Source organism: Saccharothrix sp. DSM 118769 (assembly GCF_052936295.1).
Map to the genome: position 1 here is coordinate 1,270,738 of NZ_CP193627.1, position 17,746 is coordinate 1,288,483.

17 protein-coding genes are annotated in these 17,746 nt (G+C 72.6%); 9 read left to right on the forward strand and 8 right to left on the reverse strand.

The window, feature by feature from the left end; all coding sequences use genetic code 11:
* Positions 1-105: 105 nt before the first annotated feature.
* The 6 genes from ACRAKJ_RS06045 (at position 106) to ACRAKJ_RS06070 (ending at position 7,469) form a co-directional block, all read left to right on the forward strand.
* Entirely contained in the window at positions 106-1,665 is a 1,560-nt protein-coding gene (locus ACRAKJ_RS06045; RefSeq protein WP_438919289.1) for an alpha-amylase family glycosyl hydrolase, read from the forward strand.
* Positions 1,666-1,676: 11 nt separating this feature from the next.
* Positions 1,677-2,672, forward strand: a complete 996-nt coding sequence (locus ACRAKJ_RS06050) for a substrate-binding domain-containing protein (protein WP_438919288.1) — start codon at positions 1,677-1,679, stop codon at positions 2,670-2,672.
* A 97-nt stretch (positions 2,673-2,769) separates the two neighbouring features.
* Positions 2,770-3,201, forward strand: coding sequence for a thioesterase family protein (locus tag ACRAKJ_RS06055; protein ID WP_438919287.1), 432 nt, complete (start codon positions 2,770-2,772; stop codon positions 3,199-3,201).
* The gene (locus ACRAKJ_RS06060) at positions 3,194-3,832 is read left to right on the forward strand and encodes a hypothetical protein (RefSeq protein ID WP_438919286.1); all 639 of its coding nucleotides are present in this window, start codon (positions 3,194-3,196) and stop codon (positions 3,830-3,832) included. The genes ACRAKJ_RS06055 and ACRAKJ_RS06060 overlap by 8 nt, the downstream gene beginning before the upstream one ends.
* Before the next feature lie 75 nt (positions 3,833-3,907).
* Complete coding sequence (locus tag ACRAKJ_RS06065) at positions 3,908-6,934, forward strand: BTAD domain-containing putative transcriptional regulator (protein ID WP_438919285.1); 3,027 nt, start codon at positions 3,908-3,910, stop codon at positions 6,932-6,934.
* A gap of 91 nt (positions 6,935-7,025) precedes the next feature.
* Positions 7,026-7,469 (forward strand): hypothetical protein, encoded by a 444-nt coding sequence (locus ACRAKJ_RS06070; protein ID WP_438919284.1) that lies wholly within the window; start codon positions 7,026-7,028, stop codon positions 7,467-7,469.
* 86 nt (positions 7,470-7,555) lie between these two features.
* Here ACRAKJ_RS06070 and ACRAKJ_RS06075 read toward each other — a convergent pair whose 3' ends face one another.
* The 5 genes from ACRAKJ_RS06075 to ACRAKJ_RS06095 form a co-directional block, all read right to left on the reverse strand.
* Positions 7,556-9,151 carry an alpha-amylase family glycosyl hydrolase gene (locus ACRAKJ_RS06075; protein ID WP_438919283.1) on the reverse strand — a complete coding sequence of 532 codons (1,596 nt, stop codon included), beginning with the start codon at positions 9,149-9,151 and terminating at the stop codon, positions 7,556-7,558.
* Between the two features lie 57 nt (positions 9,152-9,208).
* Positions 9,209-9,595, reverse strand: a complete 387-nt coding sequence (locus ACRAKJ_RS06080; protein ID WP_438919282.1) for a globin — start codon at positions 9,593-9,595, stop codon at positions 9,209-9,211.
* A gap of 56 nt (positions 9,596-9,651) precedes the next feature.
* Positions 9,652-11,058: a deoxyguanosinetriphosphate triphosphohydrolase family protein gene (locus ACRAKJ_RS06085; RefSeq protein ID WP_438919281.1), complete on the reverse strand. Its 1,407-nt coding sequence runs from the start codon at positions 11,056-11,058 to the stop codon at positions 9,652-9,654.
* A gap of 197 nt (positions 11,059-11,255) precedes the next feature.
* A complete protein-coding gene (locus tag ACRAKJ_RS06090) occupies positions 11,256-12,086 on the reverse strand; it encodes a mechanosensitive ion channel domain-containing protein (protein ID WP_438919356.1) in 831 nt (276 codons plus the stop codon).
* 86 nt (positions 12,087-12,172) lie between these two features.
* Positions 12,173-14,263 carry a prolyl oligopeptidase family serine peptidase gene (locus ACRAKJ_RS06095; RefSeq protein WP_438919280.1) on the reverse strand — a complete coding sequence of 697 codons (2,091 nt, stop codon included), beginning with the start codon at positions 14,261-14,263 and terminating at the stop codon, positions 12,173-12,175.
* Between the two features lie 152 nt (positions 14,264-14,415).
* Between ACRAKJ_RS06095 and ACRAKJ_RS06100 the strand changes: the two genes are divergently transcribed.
* Positions 14,416-15,072, forward strand: a complete 657-nt coding sequence (locus ACRAKJ_RS06100; protein WP_438919279.1) for an HNH endonuclease — start codon at positions 14,416-14,418, stop codon at positions 15,070-15,072.
* A 13-nt stretch (positions 15,073-15,085) separates the two neighbouring features.
* On the opposite strand, the gene ACRAKJ_RS06105 is transcribed toward ACRAKJ_RS06100, so the two are convergent.
* Positions 15,086-15,412, reverse strand: coding sequence for a DUF2345 domain-containing protein (locus ACRAKJ_RS06105; RefSeq protein WP_438919278.1), 327 nt, complete (start codon positions 15,410-15,412; stop codon positions 15,086-15,088).
* A gap of 462 nt (positions 15,413-15,874) precedes the next feature.
* On the opposite strand from ACRAKJ_RS06105, the gene ctaJ reads away from it, so the two are divergent.
* Together ctaJ and ACRAKJ_RS06115 are read left to right on the forward strand one after the other, a co-directional pair.
* Positions 15,875-16,123 (forward strand): aa3-type cytochrome oxidase subunit CtaJ, encoded by a 249-nt coding sequence (gene ctaJ / locus ACRAKJ_RS06110; protein WP_438919277.1) that lies wholly within the window; start codon positions 15,875-15,877, stop codon positions 16,121-16,123.
* Positions 16,110-16,589: a DUF5130 family protein gene (locus ACRAKJ_RS06115; protein WP_438919276.1), complete on the forward strand. Its 480-nt coding sequence runs from the start codon at positions 16,110-16,112 to the stop codon at positions 16,587-16,589. The genes ctaJ and ACRAKJ_RS06115 overlap by 14 nt, the downstream gene beginning before the upstream one ends.
* A 47-nt stretch (positions 16,590-16,636) precedes the next feature.
* On the opposite strand, the gene ACRAKJ_RS06120 is transcribed toward ACRAKJ_RS06115, so the two are convergent.
* Both ACRAKJ_RS06120 and ACRAKJ_RS06125 read right to left on the reverse strand, forming a co-directional pair.
* A complete protein-coding gene (locus tag ACRAKJ_RS06120; protein ID WP_438919275.1) occupies positions 16,637-16,801 on the reverse strand; it encodes a DUF397 domain-containing protein in 165 nt (54 codons plus the stop codon).
* Complete coding sequence (locus tag ACRAKJ_RS06125) at positions 16,764-17,642, reverse strand: Scr1 family TA system antitoxin-like transcriptional regulator (RefSeq protein WP_438919274.1); 879 nt, start codon at positions 17,640-17,642, stop codon at positions 16,764-16,766. The genes ACRAKJ_RS06120 and ACRAKJ_RS06125 overlap by 38 nt, the downstream gene beginning before the upstream one ends.
* Positions 17,643-17,746: the final 104 nt, after the last annotated feature.

A 17,746-nucleotide genomic window follows, 5' to 3' on the forward strand; every position in this document is an offset into this window, starting at 1 on the left:
CAGGGATGTGCTCTAGGTCATACCAGCTGCCAGACTTGCTGAAAACACTTGCAAAGTATTTCATTGCCCTCCGGCCGAGGCCGAACCGATCCGGAAGGACCCCCCATGGCTCAGGACTGGTGGCGCGAGGCCGTCATCTACCAGGTCTACGTGCGCAGCTTCGCCGACTCGAACGGCGACGGCGTCGGCGACCTGCCCGGCATCCGCTCCCGGCTGCCCCACCTCGCCGACCTCGGCGTCGACGCGGTGTGGATCACGCCGTTCTACGCCTCCCCGATGGCGGACGGCGGCTACGACGTGGCGGACTACCGCGACGTCGACCCCTCGTTCGGCACCCTCGACGACGCCCGCGCGCTCGTCGCCGACGCGCACGACCTGGGCATCCGGGTGATCGTGGACCTCGTCCCCAACCACACCTCCGACCGGCACCGGTGGTTCCGCGAGGCCCTCGCCGCCGGCCCCGGCTCGCCCGAGCGCGCCCGCTACCACTTCCGCGACGGCCGCGGCGAGGACGGCGCGGCGCCGCCGAACGACTGGGAGTCCGTGTTCGGCGGCCCGGCGTGGACGCGGGTCCCCGACGGCCAGTGGTACCTGCACCTGTTCGCCCCCGAGCAGCCCGACCTGAACTGGGACCAGGCGGAGGTGCGCGACGAGTTCCTCGACGTGCTGCGGTTCTGGCTCGACCTCGGCGTGGACGGGTTCCGCATCGACGTCGCGCACGGCATGGTCAAGGCCGACGGCCTGCCCGACGTCGGCACCCCGAACCACCTCACGCTGCTGGGCACCGAGGCGCTGCCGTTCTTCGACCAGGACGGCGTGCACGAGATCTACCGCGACTGGCGCAAGGTGCTCGACTCCTACCCCGGCCGGCGGATCGGCGTGGCCGAGGCGTGGACGCCCACCCCCGAGCGCACCGCCCGCTACCTGCGCCCCGACGAGCTGCACCAGGCGTTCAACTTCCACTACCTGACCGCCGGGTGGGCCGCCGCCGACCTGCGGCAGGTCATCGACGACTCGCTGGCCGCGATGGCGCCGGTGGCCGCGCCGACGACGTGGGTGCTGTCCAACCACGACGTGCGGCGGCACGTCACCCGGTACGGGGGCGTGGCGCGGGCGCGGGCCGCCGCGCTGCTGATGCTGGCGCTGCCCGGCAGCGCGTACGTCTACCAGGGCGAGGAACTGGGCCTGCCGGAGGTGCTCGACCTGCCCGAGGAGGTCCTCCAGGACCCGGTGTGGGAGCGGTCCGGGCACACCGACCGGGGCCGCGACGGCTGCCGCGTTCCCATCCCGTGGACGCCCGACGGCCCGTCGTTCGGCTTCGGCGACGGCGGCTCGTGGCTGCCGCAGCCCGCGGACTGGGCGCGGCTGAGCGTGGCGTCCCAGACCGGCGACCCGAACTCGGTGCTGGAGCTGTACCGGTCCGCGCTCACGGCCCGGCGCGCCCACCCGGACCTCGGCGCGGGCTCCGAAGTGGAGTGGCTGGACACCCCGGAGGGCGTCCTGTCGTTCCGCCGCAACCGGTTCACGTGCGTGGTGAACACCGGCGCGGAGACCGTGCGGCTGCCCGCCGACGGCGAGGTGCTGCTGTCCTCCGCCGGTGTCGCGACCGAAGGCGCGGACCTCCTCGTGCCGCCGGACACGACCGTGTGGCTCACGCGCCCGTAGAGTCACGGGGTGTGACAGCGCGCCTCAGTGACATCGCGAACCAGGCGGGCGTGAGCGAGGCGACGGTCAGCCGGGTGGTCAACGGCAAGCCGGGTGTCTCCTCCGCCACCCGGCAGGCCGTGGTCGCCGCGATGGACGTCCTCGGCTACGAGCGCCCGCCCAGGCTCCGCCAGCGCAGCGCCGGGTTGATCGGGTTGATCACCCCCGAGCTGAACAACCCGATCTTCCCGGCGTTCGCGCAGGTCATCGAGCAGGTGCTGACGCGCGACGGCTACACGCCGGTGCTGTGCACGCAGACGCCCGGCGGCTCCACCGAGGACCAGCTGACCGAGATGCTGGTCGACCGGGGCGTCACCGGCATCGTGTTCGTCGCGGGCCTGCACGCCGACACCACGGCCGACATGGACCGGTACGTGAAGCTGGCCGGTCGGGGCGTGCCGTTCGTGATGATCAACGGGTTCACCGACCAGGTGTCCGCGCCCTTCGTGTCGGTCGACTACCGCAGCGCCGCGCGCCTCGCCGTGTCCCACCTGGTGGAACTCGGGCACGAGAAGGTCGGGCTCGCCGTGGGCCCGCCCCGGTTCGTGCCGGCGCAGCGCATGGTGGAGGGCTTCACCCTCGTCCGCCCGCACGCGCGCGACCTCGTGGAGCACTCCCTGTTCACGGTCGAGGGCGGGCAGGCGGCGGCCGGCGCGCTGCTCGACCGCGGCTGCACGGCGATCGTGTGCGGCAGCGACCTGATGGCGTTCGGCGCGATCCGCGCGGCCCGCCACCGCGGCCTGTCCGTGCCCCGCGACGTGTCCGTGGTCGGGTTCGACGACTCGCCGCTGATCGTGTTCGCCGACCCGCCGCTCACCACGATCCGCCAGCCGGTCGAGGCCATGGGCCAGGCCGCCGTGCACGCCCTGCTGGAGGAGATCGGCGGCACGCCCGCGCCGCACGCCGAGTTCGTGTTCCAGCCCGAGCTGGTGGTGCGCGGCTCCACCGGCGCGGCGCGCACCCGCTGACCTGCGCCGCTCCGCCCACGTGGACGCCGCCTCAACCGGGGTGTAGTACCTGGATAGGGTTCCTGGCACCGCATCGACACCGGGAGGCGCGTTCAAGTTGGGTGTGTTCGTCACGGGCGTGCGCCCGCGCTGGTCGGACATGGACGCCTACGGCCACGTCAACCACGCCAACACGGTGACGTTGCTGGAGGAGGCCCGCATCGACCTGCTGTTCACCGAGGCCGCCCGGCACGACGTGCCGGACATGGCGCGGGGCGTGGTCGTGGCCAGGCTCGTGGTGGACTACCTCGCGCCGCTGGTGTTCACCGGCGACGAGGTCGTGGTCGAGATGTCGGTGCGGGAGCTGAAGGCGGCGTCGTTCACGCTGGACTACACCGTGCGGGGCGGTCGCCAGGAGGGCAGCGCCGTCGTGGCGACCGCGGAAACCCTCATGGTGCCGTACAACCTGACGGCCGGGCGTCCCCGGCGTCTCCTCGAAGCCGAACGCGACTTCCTCGCGGGTTGGCGAGCCGGAGGTAACGGTGCCTGAACTGGTCTTCGCCGATCCCGCCGAACGGGACGACCTCGGCGCGTTCGTCGCCCGGGCGGTGCGCCTGGACGCCCAGTCCGTGGTGCGGCTGCGCAACCGCGAGTCCGCCGACGGCAGGCCGGACCTGCTGGACGCGTGGGTCGCGACCCCGTTCGACGCGCTGGCCACCCGCACGGTGACCGGCCGGGTCACCCCCGCCGACGTGACGGTGTCCGCGTCCGACCTGCTCACCGGCCTGGCCGTGGTGCGCGGCGCCACCGTCGACCCCGGTCCGGCGCGGGACATGATGTGGCGCTCCGCGCTGCCGCCCGCCACCGGCTGGCTGGCCGTGGACCGGCTGCCCGGCAGCGTCGTGTCCGACCTCGCCGAGAAGGGCGTGGCGGTGGCGCGCGAGAACGCCGGCCCGCGCGGCAACCCGCCCGCGTCCCTGCTCGACCAGACCGTGCTCACCGTCAGCGGCTCCGGCCTGGACGTGAAGGTGCCCATGCGGTGCCTGTTCGCCCTGTCCGGCATGGGTTTCCTCGGCGGCGACGACGTGCGGATCACCGCCACCGACTCGTGGCTGCGCATCGACGCCCGCTTCGGCGCGGTCGTCCGCCGCCGCCACTCCATGCTCCCGCTGCTGGTCTGAGCGACACCCGGTCGGGTGCTTCGCCCCCGTTCGCCGGCTACCCTGGCGATCGTTCGTCTAACGGGGGGCACGCGCGTGGAGTTCAGGGTCCTGGGGCCGGTCGAGGCGCACGTCGGGGGCAACCCGGTCCCGGTGGGGGGACCGAAGCCGAAGACGCTCCTCGCGCTGCTGGCGATCCACGCGGGTCGCGTGGTGTCGCTCGACCAGTTGGTCGACGCGATGTGGGGCGAGCAGCCGCCCGACCAGTCCCGGTCGGCGATCTACACGTACGTGTCGTCCCTGCGCCGCGCCCTGGGCGACGTGCTGTCCCGCAGCGGTGGCGGGTACCTGCTGGCCGCCGACCTCGACCAGGTCGACCTGCACGTGTTCACCGCCGAGGTCACCGAGGGCCGCAAGGCGCTGGCGGAGGGCGACCTGGAACGGGCGGCGGCCCGGTTCGCGGCGGCGCTGGGCGCGTGGCGCGGCACCCCGCTGGGCGGCGCGCAGGGCGCGTGGGCCGAGGCGGAGCGCTCCCGGCTGGCGGAACTGCGGCTCGACGCCCTGGAGGACCGCTTCGACGCCGACCTCGCGATCGGGCGCGGCGAGTCGCTGGTGGCCGAGCTGACCGCCGCGGTCGCCGACAACCCGCTGCGCGAGCGGCTGCGCAGCCAGCTCATGCTGGCCCTGCACCAGGCGGGCAGGCAGGCCGACGCGCTCGCCTGCTACCAGGAGGGCAGGCGCGCCCTGCTCGACGAGCTGGGCCTGGAACCCGGGCCCGGCCTGCGGTCCACCCACGAGCGCATCCTGCGCGGCGAACCCGACTCCCCGCCGCCCGCGCCCGAGCGGCCCGGCCCCGCGCCGACGCCCAGCCAGCTGCCGTTCGACATCGCCGACTTCACCGGCCGCGTCGCCGAGCAGGACCGCCTGGTGGCCCGGCTGACCACGCGGAACGGCGCGGTGCGGGTGTGCGCGATCTCCGGGCCGCCCGGCGCGGGCAAGTCCACGCTGGCCGCGCACGTCGCGCACGCCGTCCGCGACCACTTCGCCGACGGCCAGCTGTACGCGAACCTGCGCGGCGTGCAGGGCGTGCCCGCCGACCCGGGCGAGGTGCTGGCGGGCTTCCTGCGCGCCCTCGGCGTGGCCGACGCGGCGATCCCCGCCGACCCCGAGGAGCGCGCCCGGCTCTACCGCACCCTGCTCGCCGACCGGCACGTGCTGGTCGTCCTGGACGACGCCCGCGACGAGCGCCAGATCCGCCCGCTGCTGCCCGGCGGCCCCACGTGCGCGGTCCTGGTGAGCAGCCGCGAACGCCTCGGCGCCCTCAGCGGCGCGTCCCAGCTGCGCCTGCGCGTGCTGAGCGACGACGAGGCTGTGGAGCTCCTCGACCGCGTCGTCGGCGACGACCGGGCGCACGCCGAGCCGGACGCCGCCGCGCAGATCGTCCGGCTGTGCGGGCACCTGCCGCTGGCGCTGCGCATCGCGGGCGCCCGGCTCGCCGCCCGGCCCCAGTGGCGGCTCGCCCGCCTGGCCGAGCGCCTGGGCGTGCAGCGGCGCGTGCTCAAGGAGCTGACCCTCGGCGACCTGGAGGTGCGCGGCAGCCTCGCCCTGAGCTACGACGGCCTGGCCGAGCGGGAACGCGCCGCGCTGCGCCGCCTCGGCCTGCTCGACGTGCCCTCGTTCGGCGGCTGGCTCGTCGCGCCCCTGTTGGACTGCGGCCCGGACGAGGCGGAGGAGGTCGTGGAGCGGCTCGTCGACTCGCAGCTGCTCGACCTCGCCGGCGGTGACGACGACGGTCCCGCGCTGCGCTACCGCATGCACGACCTCACCAGGGCGTTCGCCCGGGAGCGCGGGGAGGCCGAGGAGTCGCCGGAGCAGGTGCGCGCGGTGTGCACGCGGGCCGCGGGCGCGCTGCTGTCGCTGGTCGAGCTGGCCGGCAGCCGGATGCCGCACGCGAGCTTCGACGGCACGCCGGCCCCGCTGGACCGGCGCTGGTTCCACCCCGGCGAGGTCGACGAGCTGCTCGCCGATCCGGAGGCGTGGTTCGACGCCGAGCAGGCCGGCCTGGTGGGCGTCGTGGACCGGGTGTCCGAGCTGGACCTGACCGACGTCGCGACCCGCCTGGCCGCCGCGCTGTGCTCGTCCCGCTTCTCGGTGCGCAACCTGTTCGGCCAGTGGTGGCGGACGCACTCGGCGGCGCTGGAGGCGGCGCGCCGGGCCGGCGACCGGGCGGGCGAGGCGCGGCTGCTGTCCGGCCTGGGCTGGCTGCGCTACGAGCAGGACCGCTTCGACGAGGCCGCCGCGTACCACGAGCAGGCGCTGGAGGCCCACCGCGCGGGCGGCGACGCCCTGGGCGAGGCCGCGACCCGGCTCGCGCTGAGCACCGTGCTGCGCGAGCACGGCGAGCTGGCCGAGGCCGCCGAGCTGCTGAACGAGGCCCTGCCGGTGCTGCGGTCACTGGGCGAGCGGCAGCTGGAGGCGCAGGCCCTGCACGGGCTGGGCCGCGTGCTCACCGAGCAGGGCGAGCTGGACCGCGCCCTGGAGTCGTGCGAGCGGACGCTGGAGCTGTACCGGGAGGTCGGCGACCGGCGCGGCGAGGCCATCGCGCTGCGCTCGGTCGGCATCGTGCACCGGGCGGCCGGGCGCTGGGAGGCCGCCGCCGAGCGCTGCGCCGAGTCGGTGCGGATGCTGCGCCCCCTGGAGGACCGGCTCATGTCGGCCTACGCCGTGCAGGCGCTCGCCAAGGTCCGCATCCGGCAGGGGCGCGGCGACGCGGTGCGCAGCGAGCTGCTGGAGTGCCTGGCCACGTGCAACGAGATGCAGGACGGGTTCGGCCAGGCCCTCGTGCTGCGCACCCTGGGCGAGCTGGAGCTGGCCGCCGACCGCCCGGACGTGGCCCGCCGCTACCTGGACCGCTCGCTGCACTGGTGGGAGGCGCTGGGGCTGCCCGTGTGGCGGGCCAGGACGCTGCGGGACCTCTCGGCGGCGCTGCTCGCGCTGGACGAGCCCGCGTCGGCCGCCACCGCGTGGGAGGAGGCACTGGGCATCTTCCGCGCCCGCGGCAGCCGCGAGGCCGCCGAACCGCGGCGGGGCGTCCCCGGAGCCCAGCGGAACGCCATCGCCTGACCTGCGTTTTGAGTTTTCTCTCAGCCGCCGGGTGCACGCTGCCGGGCCGGAGGGTGCGCGCCGCGCGCCCCCGGGCAGGAAGGCCGTCGCCGTGCTCCGACCGATCTCCCGCAGCGAAGCCCTGGGCCGGGCCGCGAGCTGGCGGGAGGTGCCGTACAGCCAGACCGCGTTCCACACGAACCGCTACGGCACCTACCGGACCGACTGCTCCGGGTTCGTGTCGATGGCGTTCGGGCTGCCCGACGCGCCCCACGGCGGGCTGAACACGGTCGACCTGATCGCGGTGAGCACCCGCATCGCCAAGGACGAGCTGCTGCCCGCCGACGTGCTGATCGACCCGAACGGCGACCGCACGAGCCGCCACGTCGTGCTGTTCGAGGCGTGGGTCGACCATGACCGCACCCACTACCTGGGGCTGGAGCAGTGCTCCGGGCTCGGCACGGTCCGCCGCACGCTCGCCTACCCCTACCGGGGCTCCCCGGCGGGCTACCTGCCCTACCGGCTCAACCACGTGCTCCCGGTGACGGCGTCCTAGCCCTCCCGGGGCCGGGGCCGGGGGCGGGGGCGGGGCCGGCGGGCGGCGGGGGCGCGGTCCGAAGGGGCCGCGCCGCCCGCACCCGCTCAGACCAGCCAGACCGCCGTGTCCGGTGGCAGCTGGTTGCCGTCCATCGGGCCGCTGGCCAGCAGCACCTCACCGGGCGGCAGCGGCACCGGGCCGCCGGAGGTGTTCAGCGCGCAGATCAGGCCGCCGCCCTTGCGCCGGAACGCGAAGCAGCCCGCCGGCGCGCCGTACCACTCCAGCTCCTCGCCGCTGAACGCCGCGGTCGACTTCCGCAGCTCCAGGGCGTGCCGGTAGAACGACAGCATCGACTCCGGGTCCTCCAGCTGCGACTCGGCGGTCAGGCCCGCCCACTCGTTCGGCTGGGGCAGCCACGTGCTCGCGGCCTCCGAGAACCCGAACGGCGGCGTGTCGCCCTCCCACGGCAGCGGCACCCGGCAGCCGTCGCGGCCCCGGTCGGTGTGCCGGGAGCGGACCCAGATCGGGTCCTGCAACGCCCAGTCGGGCAGCTCGACGTTCGGCAGGCCCAGTTCCTCGCCGTTGTACAGGTAGACGACGCCGGGCAGCGCCAGCTCCACCAGCGCCATCGCCCGGGCCCGCTTCGCGCCCAGCGCGCCGCCGCCGTAGCGGGTCACGTGCCGGGGCACGTCGTGGTTGGACAGCGTCCAGGTCGGCGGCGTGCCGAGGCCGCGCACGGCGTTGAGCGAGTGCTCGATGGCCGACCGCACGCCGTCCGCGTCGAACGGGGCCTCGACCAGCCGGAAGTTGAAGCCCAGGTGCAGCTCGTCGGGCCGCACGTAGGCCGCCCAGCGGGCGTCGTCCTTGACCCAGATCTCGCCGACGGCCATCCGGCCGGGGTACTCGTCGACCACCTTGCGGATCATCCGGTGCACGTCGTGCACGGCGTCGTTGTCGAACCGCGGGTCCACGGCGTTGTCGTGCCGCACGCCCGAGCCCAGCTCGGCCCGCGGGTCCACGTTCCGCAGGTCGTGGGGCTTGGCCATGCCGTGCGCCACGTCGATGCGGAACCCGTCCACGCCCCGGTCCAGCCAGAACCGCAGGGTGCGCGCCAGGTCGGCGGCCACCTCGGGGTTCTCCCAGTTCAGGTCGGGCTGCTCGGGGGCGAACAGGTGCAGGTACCACTGGCCGTCGGGCACCCGCGTCCACGCCGGGCCGCCGAACTGGCTGGGCCAGTTGTTGGGCGGCGCGGAGCCGTCGAAACCGCCGCCGTCGCGGAACACGTACCGCTGCCGCTCGGGCGAGCCGGGGGCCGACCGCAGGGCCGCCTGGAACCACTCGTGCCGGTCGCTCGTGTGGTTGGGCACGAGGTCGATGGTGACCTTGATGTTGTGCTCGTGGGCCTCGGCGACCAGCCGGTCGAAGGCCGCCAGGTCGCCGAACAGCGGGTCCACGTCGCGGGGGTCGGCGACGTCGTAGCCGTGGTCGGCCATCGGTGAGGTGAAGAACGGCGTGAGCCACAGCGCGTCCACGCCCAGCAGTTCGAGGTAGCCGAGCCGGGACCGGATGCCGTCGAGGTCGCCCACGCCGTCACCGTTCGCGTCGGCGAACGACCGGACGTAGACCTGGTAGAAGACGGCGTCACGCCACCAGGCGGACTCGTCGGCGATCTCTTGGGGGAGGTCGGAGGATCGTCGCACGAGAAGTCATCCTGCCATTCGCAACCGACAAGCCGTCCCCGTTAGGGTGATCAACGGTCACGCCCAGGCGTTCATCAGGCTGTTCGCGGCCATGTCGAGGTACGCCCAGAGCTGCTTGCGGTGCTCGTCGGACATCTCCTCGGCGTCCACCGCGACCTTCATGCAGCGCAACCAGGCGTCCCGCTCCACGGGCCCGATGACGAACGGTGCGTGCCGCATCCGCAACCGCGGGTGACCGCGCGTGTCCGAGTAGGTGTGCGGGCCGCCCCAGTACTGCATGAGGAACAGCCGGAAGCGCTCCTCGGCGGGACCGAGGTCCTCTTCGGGGTAGAGGGGCCTCAGGACCGGATCGGTAGCCACCTCTTCGTAGAAGCGCTTGACGATCCGGTGGAACGTGTCGTACCCGCCCACCGCGTCGTAGAAGTTCTCCGGAGGAGTGGTCACCCCTCCATCCTGCCACCCGCCCCGCCCCACCCCCCGGCGAGGCGGGTGCGGGGGTCTCAGACGAACGCGTTGATGTGCCCGCTGACCTGCCCGCTCAGCCGCTGGTGCATCATCGTGGCGTAGGCGTCGGTCATCCCGGCCACGTGGTCGGCGATGAGTCTCAGCACCTCGTGCTTGTTGCCGCTCCGGTCGGCCTGCTGCTTGAGGCGCTTGATGCGCTCGCGGCGGTCGCGCGGCAGCACGTCCAGCGACGAGGCGTTCCCCTCGCACACCAGTGACGCATAGGTCTCGACCAGGAACGACACCACCGCGCGTTGCCCCCTCTGGTGCGTCGCCATCCGGGGGTGCTCGATAACGAACGTCCAGACCAGTTGCTTGAGGATGGCGTTCTCGAGGCGCACCTGGTCGTCGATGACGAGTTTCGCGCGATGCCGCCCGAGAGCGATGTCGCCCTCCGCCCGCGCGCCGTTCACGAACTTCGTGAACAACTCGCTCTTGAGGTGCCGCATCGCCTCCTTCGCTTCGCTGCTGCCGTCGTACTCGGTCCCGAGGTCGTGGAAGTTGGCGAACGCGCCGCTCACCCCGAAGAGGTTTTCGATCGTCGACTCCACGTGCGACTTCGTGGCGTTGATGCGGTTCGACGTAGCGGCGACCACCTCGTCGGCGAGGTGTTGCCGCGCCGCTTTCGACTGGCAGAGCATCGTGAGCGGGATGTACCCCGCATGCCACCAGTCCTCGATATCGTGGGTCGTGTAGGCGACGTCGTCGCTCCAGTCCATCACCTGCGCCTCGAACGACTTCCCGGTGCCGACGACGTCCTCGCGGACCCACTCGAACGCCCAGTCCTCGCTGGGGTAGTAGTTCCACTTGCTGGGGACCGGCGCGGACCGCGAGTAGCTCCAGGGGTACTTGATCGACGCATCGAGCACCGCGCGGGTGAGTTGGAGCCCTCGGTCGTCGTCGCGTGCCCGTCGGAACGACCACACGGCCTGTCGGAAGCTCTGGGCGTTGCCCTCGTAGCCGCCGAGGCGCTCGAAGTCCACCATCCACCTCCCCTTGGCCGCGACCTTCTCCAGGGCTGCGTGGAGGGCGTGCTCGCCGATGTGGCCGAACGGGGGGTGACCGAAGTCGTGCAGGATGGCGGCCGCCTCGCACACGTCCGCCGCCTCGGCCGCGAATCGCTCGTCGACCTCTCGCGTGAGGCGGTAGGCCAATCGGCGGGCTATTTGCGCGACCTCGATCGTGTGCGTGAGGCGGGTGCGGAAGAAGTCGGACTGACCCGGTGTCACCACCTGGGTCTTGCCCTGGAGGCGCCGGAACGCCGCGGTGTGGATGAGGCGGTCGTAGTCCCGGCCAAAAGGGGGACGCCCCGGGTCCTCCGGGAACGGGTGGGTCTTGGCGCGGAGGGGCAACCCGTCGGTCGTCTCGACCGCCAATCGAGCCCTGTCGTGTTCTGCGTACATCGGCATCTCCGATCACCGCCACCCGACTCGGGAGGTGTGTGGTGGATCGCCTTCGCGCTGCCGAACGTTATGCGGCAATGTGCCGTTCACCCGTTCGCGCCCGCAGTGCGGCACGCGGTGTGACCGGCTGGGCACGAGTCATGAATGAAAAGGTCCGGGAATCACAAAGGTGTGATTCCCGGACCTCGGTTATGGCGTCAGGAGGACTTCAGGGAGATGCCGGCGTCCTCCAGGGCGGGCATGAGCTTGGCCCTCAGGGCCCGCTGCACGGCCCACTGGCGGCCCGGCCGCACCTTCACCGTGACGCGCATCGTGATGCCCTCGGGCGTGACCTTTTCCACACCCAGCACCTGCGGCTTGTCGGTCACGTCCTTCGCCATCAGCTCCTCCGCGGCGGCCTTGTCGACCGCCGCCGTGAGCACCTCGGTCGCCGTGCTCAGGTTCGCCCCGTACGCCAGCGGCAGGTCGACGACCGCCACCGCGAAGCCCTGGGACGAGTTGCCGACCCGCAGGATCTCGCCGTTGCGGACGTACCAGACCGTGCCGTTGGTGTCGCGGATCGTGGTGATCCGCAGCGCCACCGCCTCGACGGTGCCGGTCGCCGGCCCCAGGTCGACCACGTCGCCCACGCCGTACTGGTCCTCCAGCATCATGAACATGCCGGCCAGGAAGTCCTTGACCAGGTTCTGCGCGCCGAAGCCGATCGCGACGCCGAGGATGCCGGCGGACGTGAGGATCGGCGCGACGTTCATCCCCAGCTCCGTCAGGACCTGGATGAACGCCACGCCGAACACGATGATCGTGATGAACGACTTGAGCACCGAGCCGATGGTCTTGGCCCGCTGCTCGCGCCGCTCGGACGTGAACGCACCGAGCGCCTGCGGCGCCCTCTCCCGGAGCGGCTTGAGCAACTTGGGCTTCTTGCCCCCGTTGCCGCGCGTCATCCGGTCGATCAACCGCCGCAGCACCGCCCTGACCACCACGGCGATGATCACGATCAGCGCGATGCGGAGGGCACCCTCGGCCATCTTCGGGCCGTTGGTCAGCCACCACTCGACGGCCAGGGTCGACTCCACGTCCACGTTCACCTAGCTGGTCCTCCGTTCGACCGCAGTCACAACTCCAGGCCCGTAGCCCAGGCCAGGAAGGTCAACTGGTCCACGGCGAGCCGCACCGACCGGCTCACCGACCGCCCCGCGTGCCCCACCTCGGTCTCCCGGCGGAGCAGCACCGGGTGCTTCGTCGGGTCGCTCGCCGTCGCGTGCTGCAGCGCGGCGCACATCTTGCGGGCGTGGTTGGGGTCCACGCGGCTGTCCGACTCGAACACCGTGAACAGCACCGAAGGGTACTCAACGCCCGGCCGCACGCGGTGGTACGGGGAGTAGGCCAGCAGCCACCCCAGCTCCTCCGCGACCGACGCCGAGCCGTACTCCTCGGCCCACAGCCGCCCGAGCAGGAAGTTCTCGTAGCGCACCATGTCGAGCAGTGGCGCCGAACACACCACGGCCGCGTACAGCTCCGGCCGCTGGGTCAGCGCGGCCCCGACGAGCAGTCCGCCGTTCGAACCGCCCATGACCGACAGCTGCTGCGGCGTGGTCCACCCGTCGGCGACCAGCCGCTCGGCGGCGGCGTGGAAGTCGTCGAACACGTTCTGCTTGGACTCGCGCATCCCGGCCCGGTGCCACTCCTCGCCCTCCTCGTCACCGCCGCGCAGCGACGCGTGCGCCCACACGCCGCCCGCCTCGACCCAGGCCAGCGCCGTGGCGCTGTAGCCGGGGCCGCGGCCGACCGCGAAGCCGCCGTAGCCGGTCAGCAGGGCTGGCCGGGGCAGGTCCGGGTGCCGGGTCCCGGACACCACGAACATCCGCACGACGGTGCCGTCCGCCGACTCGTAGGCGACCTGCCGGGTGGACAGGTCCGGGATGTCGACCGCGCCCGGCGCGGCGGCGTGCAGCTCCACGGTCCCGGTCGAGACCGAGAACCGGTACACCGACAGCGGCGTGGTGAAGTCCGACCAGCCGAACCACAGCACGTCGCGGTCGCCGTCCGTCCGCACGTCCGCGGTGGACAGCCCGTGCAGCGAACCGGTGCCGGGCAGCGGCACCTCGCGCACCCACGAGCCGTCCGCGGCGTGCAGGTGCAGCTCGGACACCGCGTGCCGGGTCCGCGTCACCACCAGCGAGCCATCCAGCCACACGGCCGACTCCAGCACCGAGTCGGGCTCCTCGGCGACCAGCTCGGTCCACTCGCGCGGGGACGCCGGGTCGGCCGCGCACAGCCGGAACCGCGGCGCGTCCAGGCTGGTCAGCAGGTACAGCCGGCCGTCCGGCTCGACCCACGCCGAGCACTGCGCGCCGTCCTCGGCGAGGATCACCGGGGTCAGCTCGCCGTCGCCGTGCAGGTCCGCGATCCACACCGAGTCCCTGCGCACGGTTCCGGGCGCGCCGTTCACCACGAGCCAGCGACCGTCCTGGGACACCGACAGCCCGTAGTAGTACGTGTGGTCGAGGCCGTCGCCGTGCACGTTCACGTCCTCGGACGCCGGTGCGCCCACGCGGTGCCGCCACACGCGCCGGTGGAACTGCCGCTCGTCCTCCGGCACCAGGGCGGGGTCCACCCGCCGCACGTAGAAGAACTCCTCGCCGCCGGGCAGCCAGCCCACGGGGGAGTACCGGCAGCGGTCGACCGGCCCGTCGAGCAGCTCGCCGGAGTCGACGTCGACGACGTGCAGCAGCGAGTGCTCGTCGCCGCCCACGGACACCTGGTAGGCCAGCCGCGTGCCCTCCCGGGACGGCGACCAGAGGTCGAGCGTGGTCCGGCCGGACGGGTCGAGCGCCGACGGGTCCACCAGCGCCCGCTCCACGCCGTCGACCAGCACGTACAGCACGGCGTGGTCCTGGTCGGGGTCGCGGCGCGTGTAGAACGCGCGGCCGGCCCGCCACACGGGCGTGCCCACCGACCCGGTGCGCATCAGCCCGGCCAGGCGGTCGCCGAGCGCCTCGCGGCCGGGCATCGCGTCGAGCCACGAGCGGGCCAGCGCGTCCTGCGCCTCCGACCACGCGGCGGTGCGGGGGTCCGCGGCGTCTTCGAGCGCGCGGTACGGATCGGCCACCTGGTGTCCGTGCAGGTCCTCGACGAGGTCCAGCCGTTCGGCGGTGGGGTAGGTGATCGTCGCAGGCAGCGCTGCGCGGGAGTCCTCGGTCACCCGGGACAGCGTAGCGACCCTGTTGAAAACGATCACCAATAGGGTTGTGTTCACCGAAGTTTCGGCCACGACTCCGTGACACGTCACATATCACAGGTGATTTTTGGGGGTGATCTGTGGTCTTCTGTAGCTGAACCGGTGGAGGTGGTCGCGTGCCAGACCGACAACCCACCCCGATCGGCGCCCTGGTGAACGCCGGGCTCGCGCCGTCGGTCCCGTCCGGCCAAAAACAGCCCGGTGTGCACGCTGTGGTCGGCGGGGAGGGGCCCGGTCAGGCGCCCTTGGTGCTGCCCTGGGGAAGACGCAAGGTCCTCCTGCTCAACGCCACGTTCGAGCCGCTCACCGCGTTGCCCCTGCGGCGCGCGGTGGTCCTCGTCGTGTGCGGCAAGGCCGAGGTGGTGCACGGCGACCCGGCGGGCGCCGTGGTGCACTCCTCGACCTCCGAGGTCGTCGTGCCGTCGGTGATCAGGCTGTCGAGCTACGTGCGGGTGCCCTACCGCGGCCGGGTGCCGCTGACCCGCGCCGGGCTGATGCACCGCGACCGGTACCGCTGCGCCTACTGCGGCGGGCGGGCCGAGACGATCGACCACGTGGTGCCGCGCAGCCGGGGCGGTCCCCACACGTGGACCAACTGCGTGGCGTGCTGCGCGAAGTGCAACCACCGCAAGGCGGACAAGCTGCTGTCCGAGCTGGGGTGGCGGCTGCGCGTGGTCCCGAACGCGCCCCGCGGGCCGCACTGGCGGCTGCTGGCCGGCGTCACCGAGGCCGACCCGCTGTGGCTGCCCTACCTGGGCGAGCCCGCGGCCTGAGCCGGTCCCGCCGTCAGGCCGCGAGGGCGAGGTCCTCGCGGTGCGCCGTGATGCGCACGGAGTCCGACGCGGTGATCCGGACGGAGTCGGACGCGGTGATCCGGACCGAGTCGTCCGTCGCCGTGATCCGGACGGAGTCGGACGCGGTGATGCGCACCGAGTCGTCCGTCGCCGTGATCCGGACCGAGTCCGATGCCGTGATGCGCACGGAGTCCTCGGAGGTGATGCGCACCGAGTCGGCCGTCGCCGAGAGGTGCCAACTGGCGGTAACTGGCTGGCCCGATTGGGTGTACGGCAAAAGGGTGAGGGCGGCGACCTGGGCGCGGTTTGCGGTGTGCATGTCGTGTCCTCCGAGGCTCAACGGGCGCAAATCGGTAACCAACTTTGATGCGCAAGACCCGTACAGGTGAAAGTTAGAAGCCGAGTGGGCCCAGGACAAGACGCCAAACCGGCCGCGTTGAACACCCGTACGGCGGCAGGCCGCCTGGGTGTACGCACTGCGACGATCGAGAGCCCGAACTAGTGCATCCGGCACCGATCGGCACCGACGGTGACGTTCTCGCTGGTAGGGGTAGTCCACATCACACCGGCACGTGGCGTGCGGCGGGACCCCCGGCGGTGATCCACGCCGGCGTCCGGCCCCTCCGGAACGCCCCGTTGCCCGATCACCGCGCCGTGCGTGGTCGGACGGATCGCGAGGAGGGGTCGCGTTCACAGTTGTGCGCCGCGGGCGGCCGGCCCGACCGGCGCGAACGGTGCCCTCGACCGGACGCGCGCGGACCGATCGGTTACCGTAACCGCCGTGACCATCGTGGAGACCGTGCTCGTCTTCGCGCTGATCCCGCTGGCCATCTACGGCGTGATCACGCTACTGACGCTGAGGCCGAAGGCCACCCGCATCCAGCGGTACCGCCCGGGCCAGGAATGGGGCTACGCCCCCGTGTGGTGGACCGCGAACCCCGCCGGCCTGTCCGGCGGCGGCGCGCACCCGCCCGTCGCGACCCCGGCCGGGGGCCGCACCGCCAAGGGAGGCGCTCGTGGCAACTGGTGAGCTGAACCGGGTCGAGATCGACCCGTCGACCCTGCCGGTCGGCGCGGCCGTCACCAACAGCGGCCGCGTGTCCGTGGCGAAGATGTACGAGCCGCACGCGCCGAGCCTGCCGTTCACGCCCGTGCAGCTGGCGAGCCTGGACGAGGCCCTGACCCTGGCCGGCCGCACCACCGGGCTGGACTTCAGCGTCTACCTGGGCGAGCTGGGCGCCGACACGCGTGCCCGCGCCGAGGAGCTGCACGCCTCCACCGACCGCCCCGCGCACGCCGTGCTGATCGCGGTGTCGCCCGGCGAGCGGGTCGTCGAGGTCGTGACCGGCGAGGAGTCCCACCGCCGGCTCGCCGACCGCGGCGCCAAGCTCGCCGTCATGAGCATGGTCGCGTCCTTCAAGGAGGGCGACCTCGCCGGCGGACTCGTCAGCGGCCTGCGCATGCTGACCGACCAGGCCGGGCACGCGCCCCGCTAGGTCCCGCGGAACAGGAGGCCCCGGTCACCCGACCGGGGCCTTTTTCATCAGGATTTCTTGGCCGCCTGTACGAAAGCCCGCAGGCTCCGGGGGCTGATCTCCAGCACCTCGGACGGGTTCTTGCTGTCCCGCACCGCGCCCAGGTGACCCGCCACCTCCACGCAGTCGTTGGCGCTACCGCTCCTGCGCGACTTCCTCCACCGAACCGCCATGCGCGCCCTCCAGGTCGTCGAGGTGTCGCGTGATCAGCGAGGCCGTCTCCTCCTCGCCCAACGCGACCTCCACCAACCTTGGCAGCCCGTCGCGGTAGCGGGCCACCACGTCCTCCTCTTGGACGAACAGGCAGCCCGCGGTGTTCTCGAAGTGGACGTAGGACGCCGCCGCGTCGTTGACCAGCAGCGAGAACTGGCCGTCGTGGCCGAGGTGCCAGGAGGTGTCGCTCGGCATCACGTGCAGGTGGACGTTGGGCCGTTCGGCCATCCTGAGCAGGTGCGACAGCTGTTCGCGCATCACCCCGGGGCCGCCGAACCGCTGGCGCAGCACGCCCTCGCCGATGACCGCGGTGTAGCGGACCGGGGTGGCGCCGGTCAGGACGTCGCTGCGCCCCACCCGCAGCGCCACCAGCGCCTCGACCTCGTCCGCGCGCCTCCCGGCGTCCTCCATGATCGACCGCGCGTAGCCGGCGACCTGGAGCAGGCCCGGCACGAGCTGCGGCGACCAGTTGACGATCTCCCTCGCCATGCCCTCGATGTCGATCAGGCAGGCCAGCTGGATGCGCTCGTTCGGGACGTCGATCACGTGCAACGGTGATCCGCTGGTGTCGGCGGCCAGGTCGAGGATCTCGTCCCGCTCCGCACCCCCCGCGTTCAGCGCTTTCAGGATCAGTTCCGCTTCGTCACGGGCGAGAAATCGACTTCCTGTTTCGGTGCGGGACAGCAACGAATCCGATACCCCGAGTTGTTGTGCTAGCCTGCGCTGACTGATTCCGCGGCTTTCCCGAGCGTTGCGGAGAAGCGCGCCGAGGGCGATGGCCCGAGAGGTGTTGCGATGCATATCCCCAGCTTAGAGTGGGACCGCTGGTACTAGTGGTCCCCCGATGAGGGGATTGACGACTATTCCGGGGATCATGACATCCTGCTGCGCAATATGAATTGCCA

What these genes read in the sequence shown, in the direction of transcription:
- ACRAKJ_RS06105 (WP_438919278.1), bottom strand. Translation starts at nt 15,412, where the DNA reads ATGCACACCGCAAACCGCGCCCAGGTCGCCGCCCTCACCCTTTTGCCG.
- ACRAKJ_RS06120 (WP_438919275.1), bottom strand. Translation starts at nt 16,801, where the DNA reads ATGGCGGTTCGGTGGAGGAAGTCGCGCAGGAGCGGTAGCGCCAACGAC.
- ACRAKJ_RS06085 (WP_438919281.1), bottom strand. Translation starts at nt 11,058, where the DNA reads ATGTACGCAGAACACGACAGGGCTCGATTGGCGGTCGAGACGACCGAC.
- ACRAKJ_RS06045 (WP_438919289.1), top strand. Translation starts at nt 106, where the DNA reads ATGGCTCAGGACTGGTGGCGCGAGGCCGTCATCTACCAGGTCTACGTG.
- ACRAKJ_RS06090 (WP_438919356.1), bottom strand. Translation starts at nt 12,086, where the DNA reads ATGGCCGAGGGTGCCCTCCGCATCGCGCTGATCGTGATCATCGCCGTG.
- ACRAKJ_RS06125 (WP_438919274.1), bottom strand. Translation starts at nt 17,642, where the DNA reads ATGCATCGCAACACCTCTCGGGCCATCGCCCTCGGCGCGCTTCTCCGC.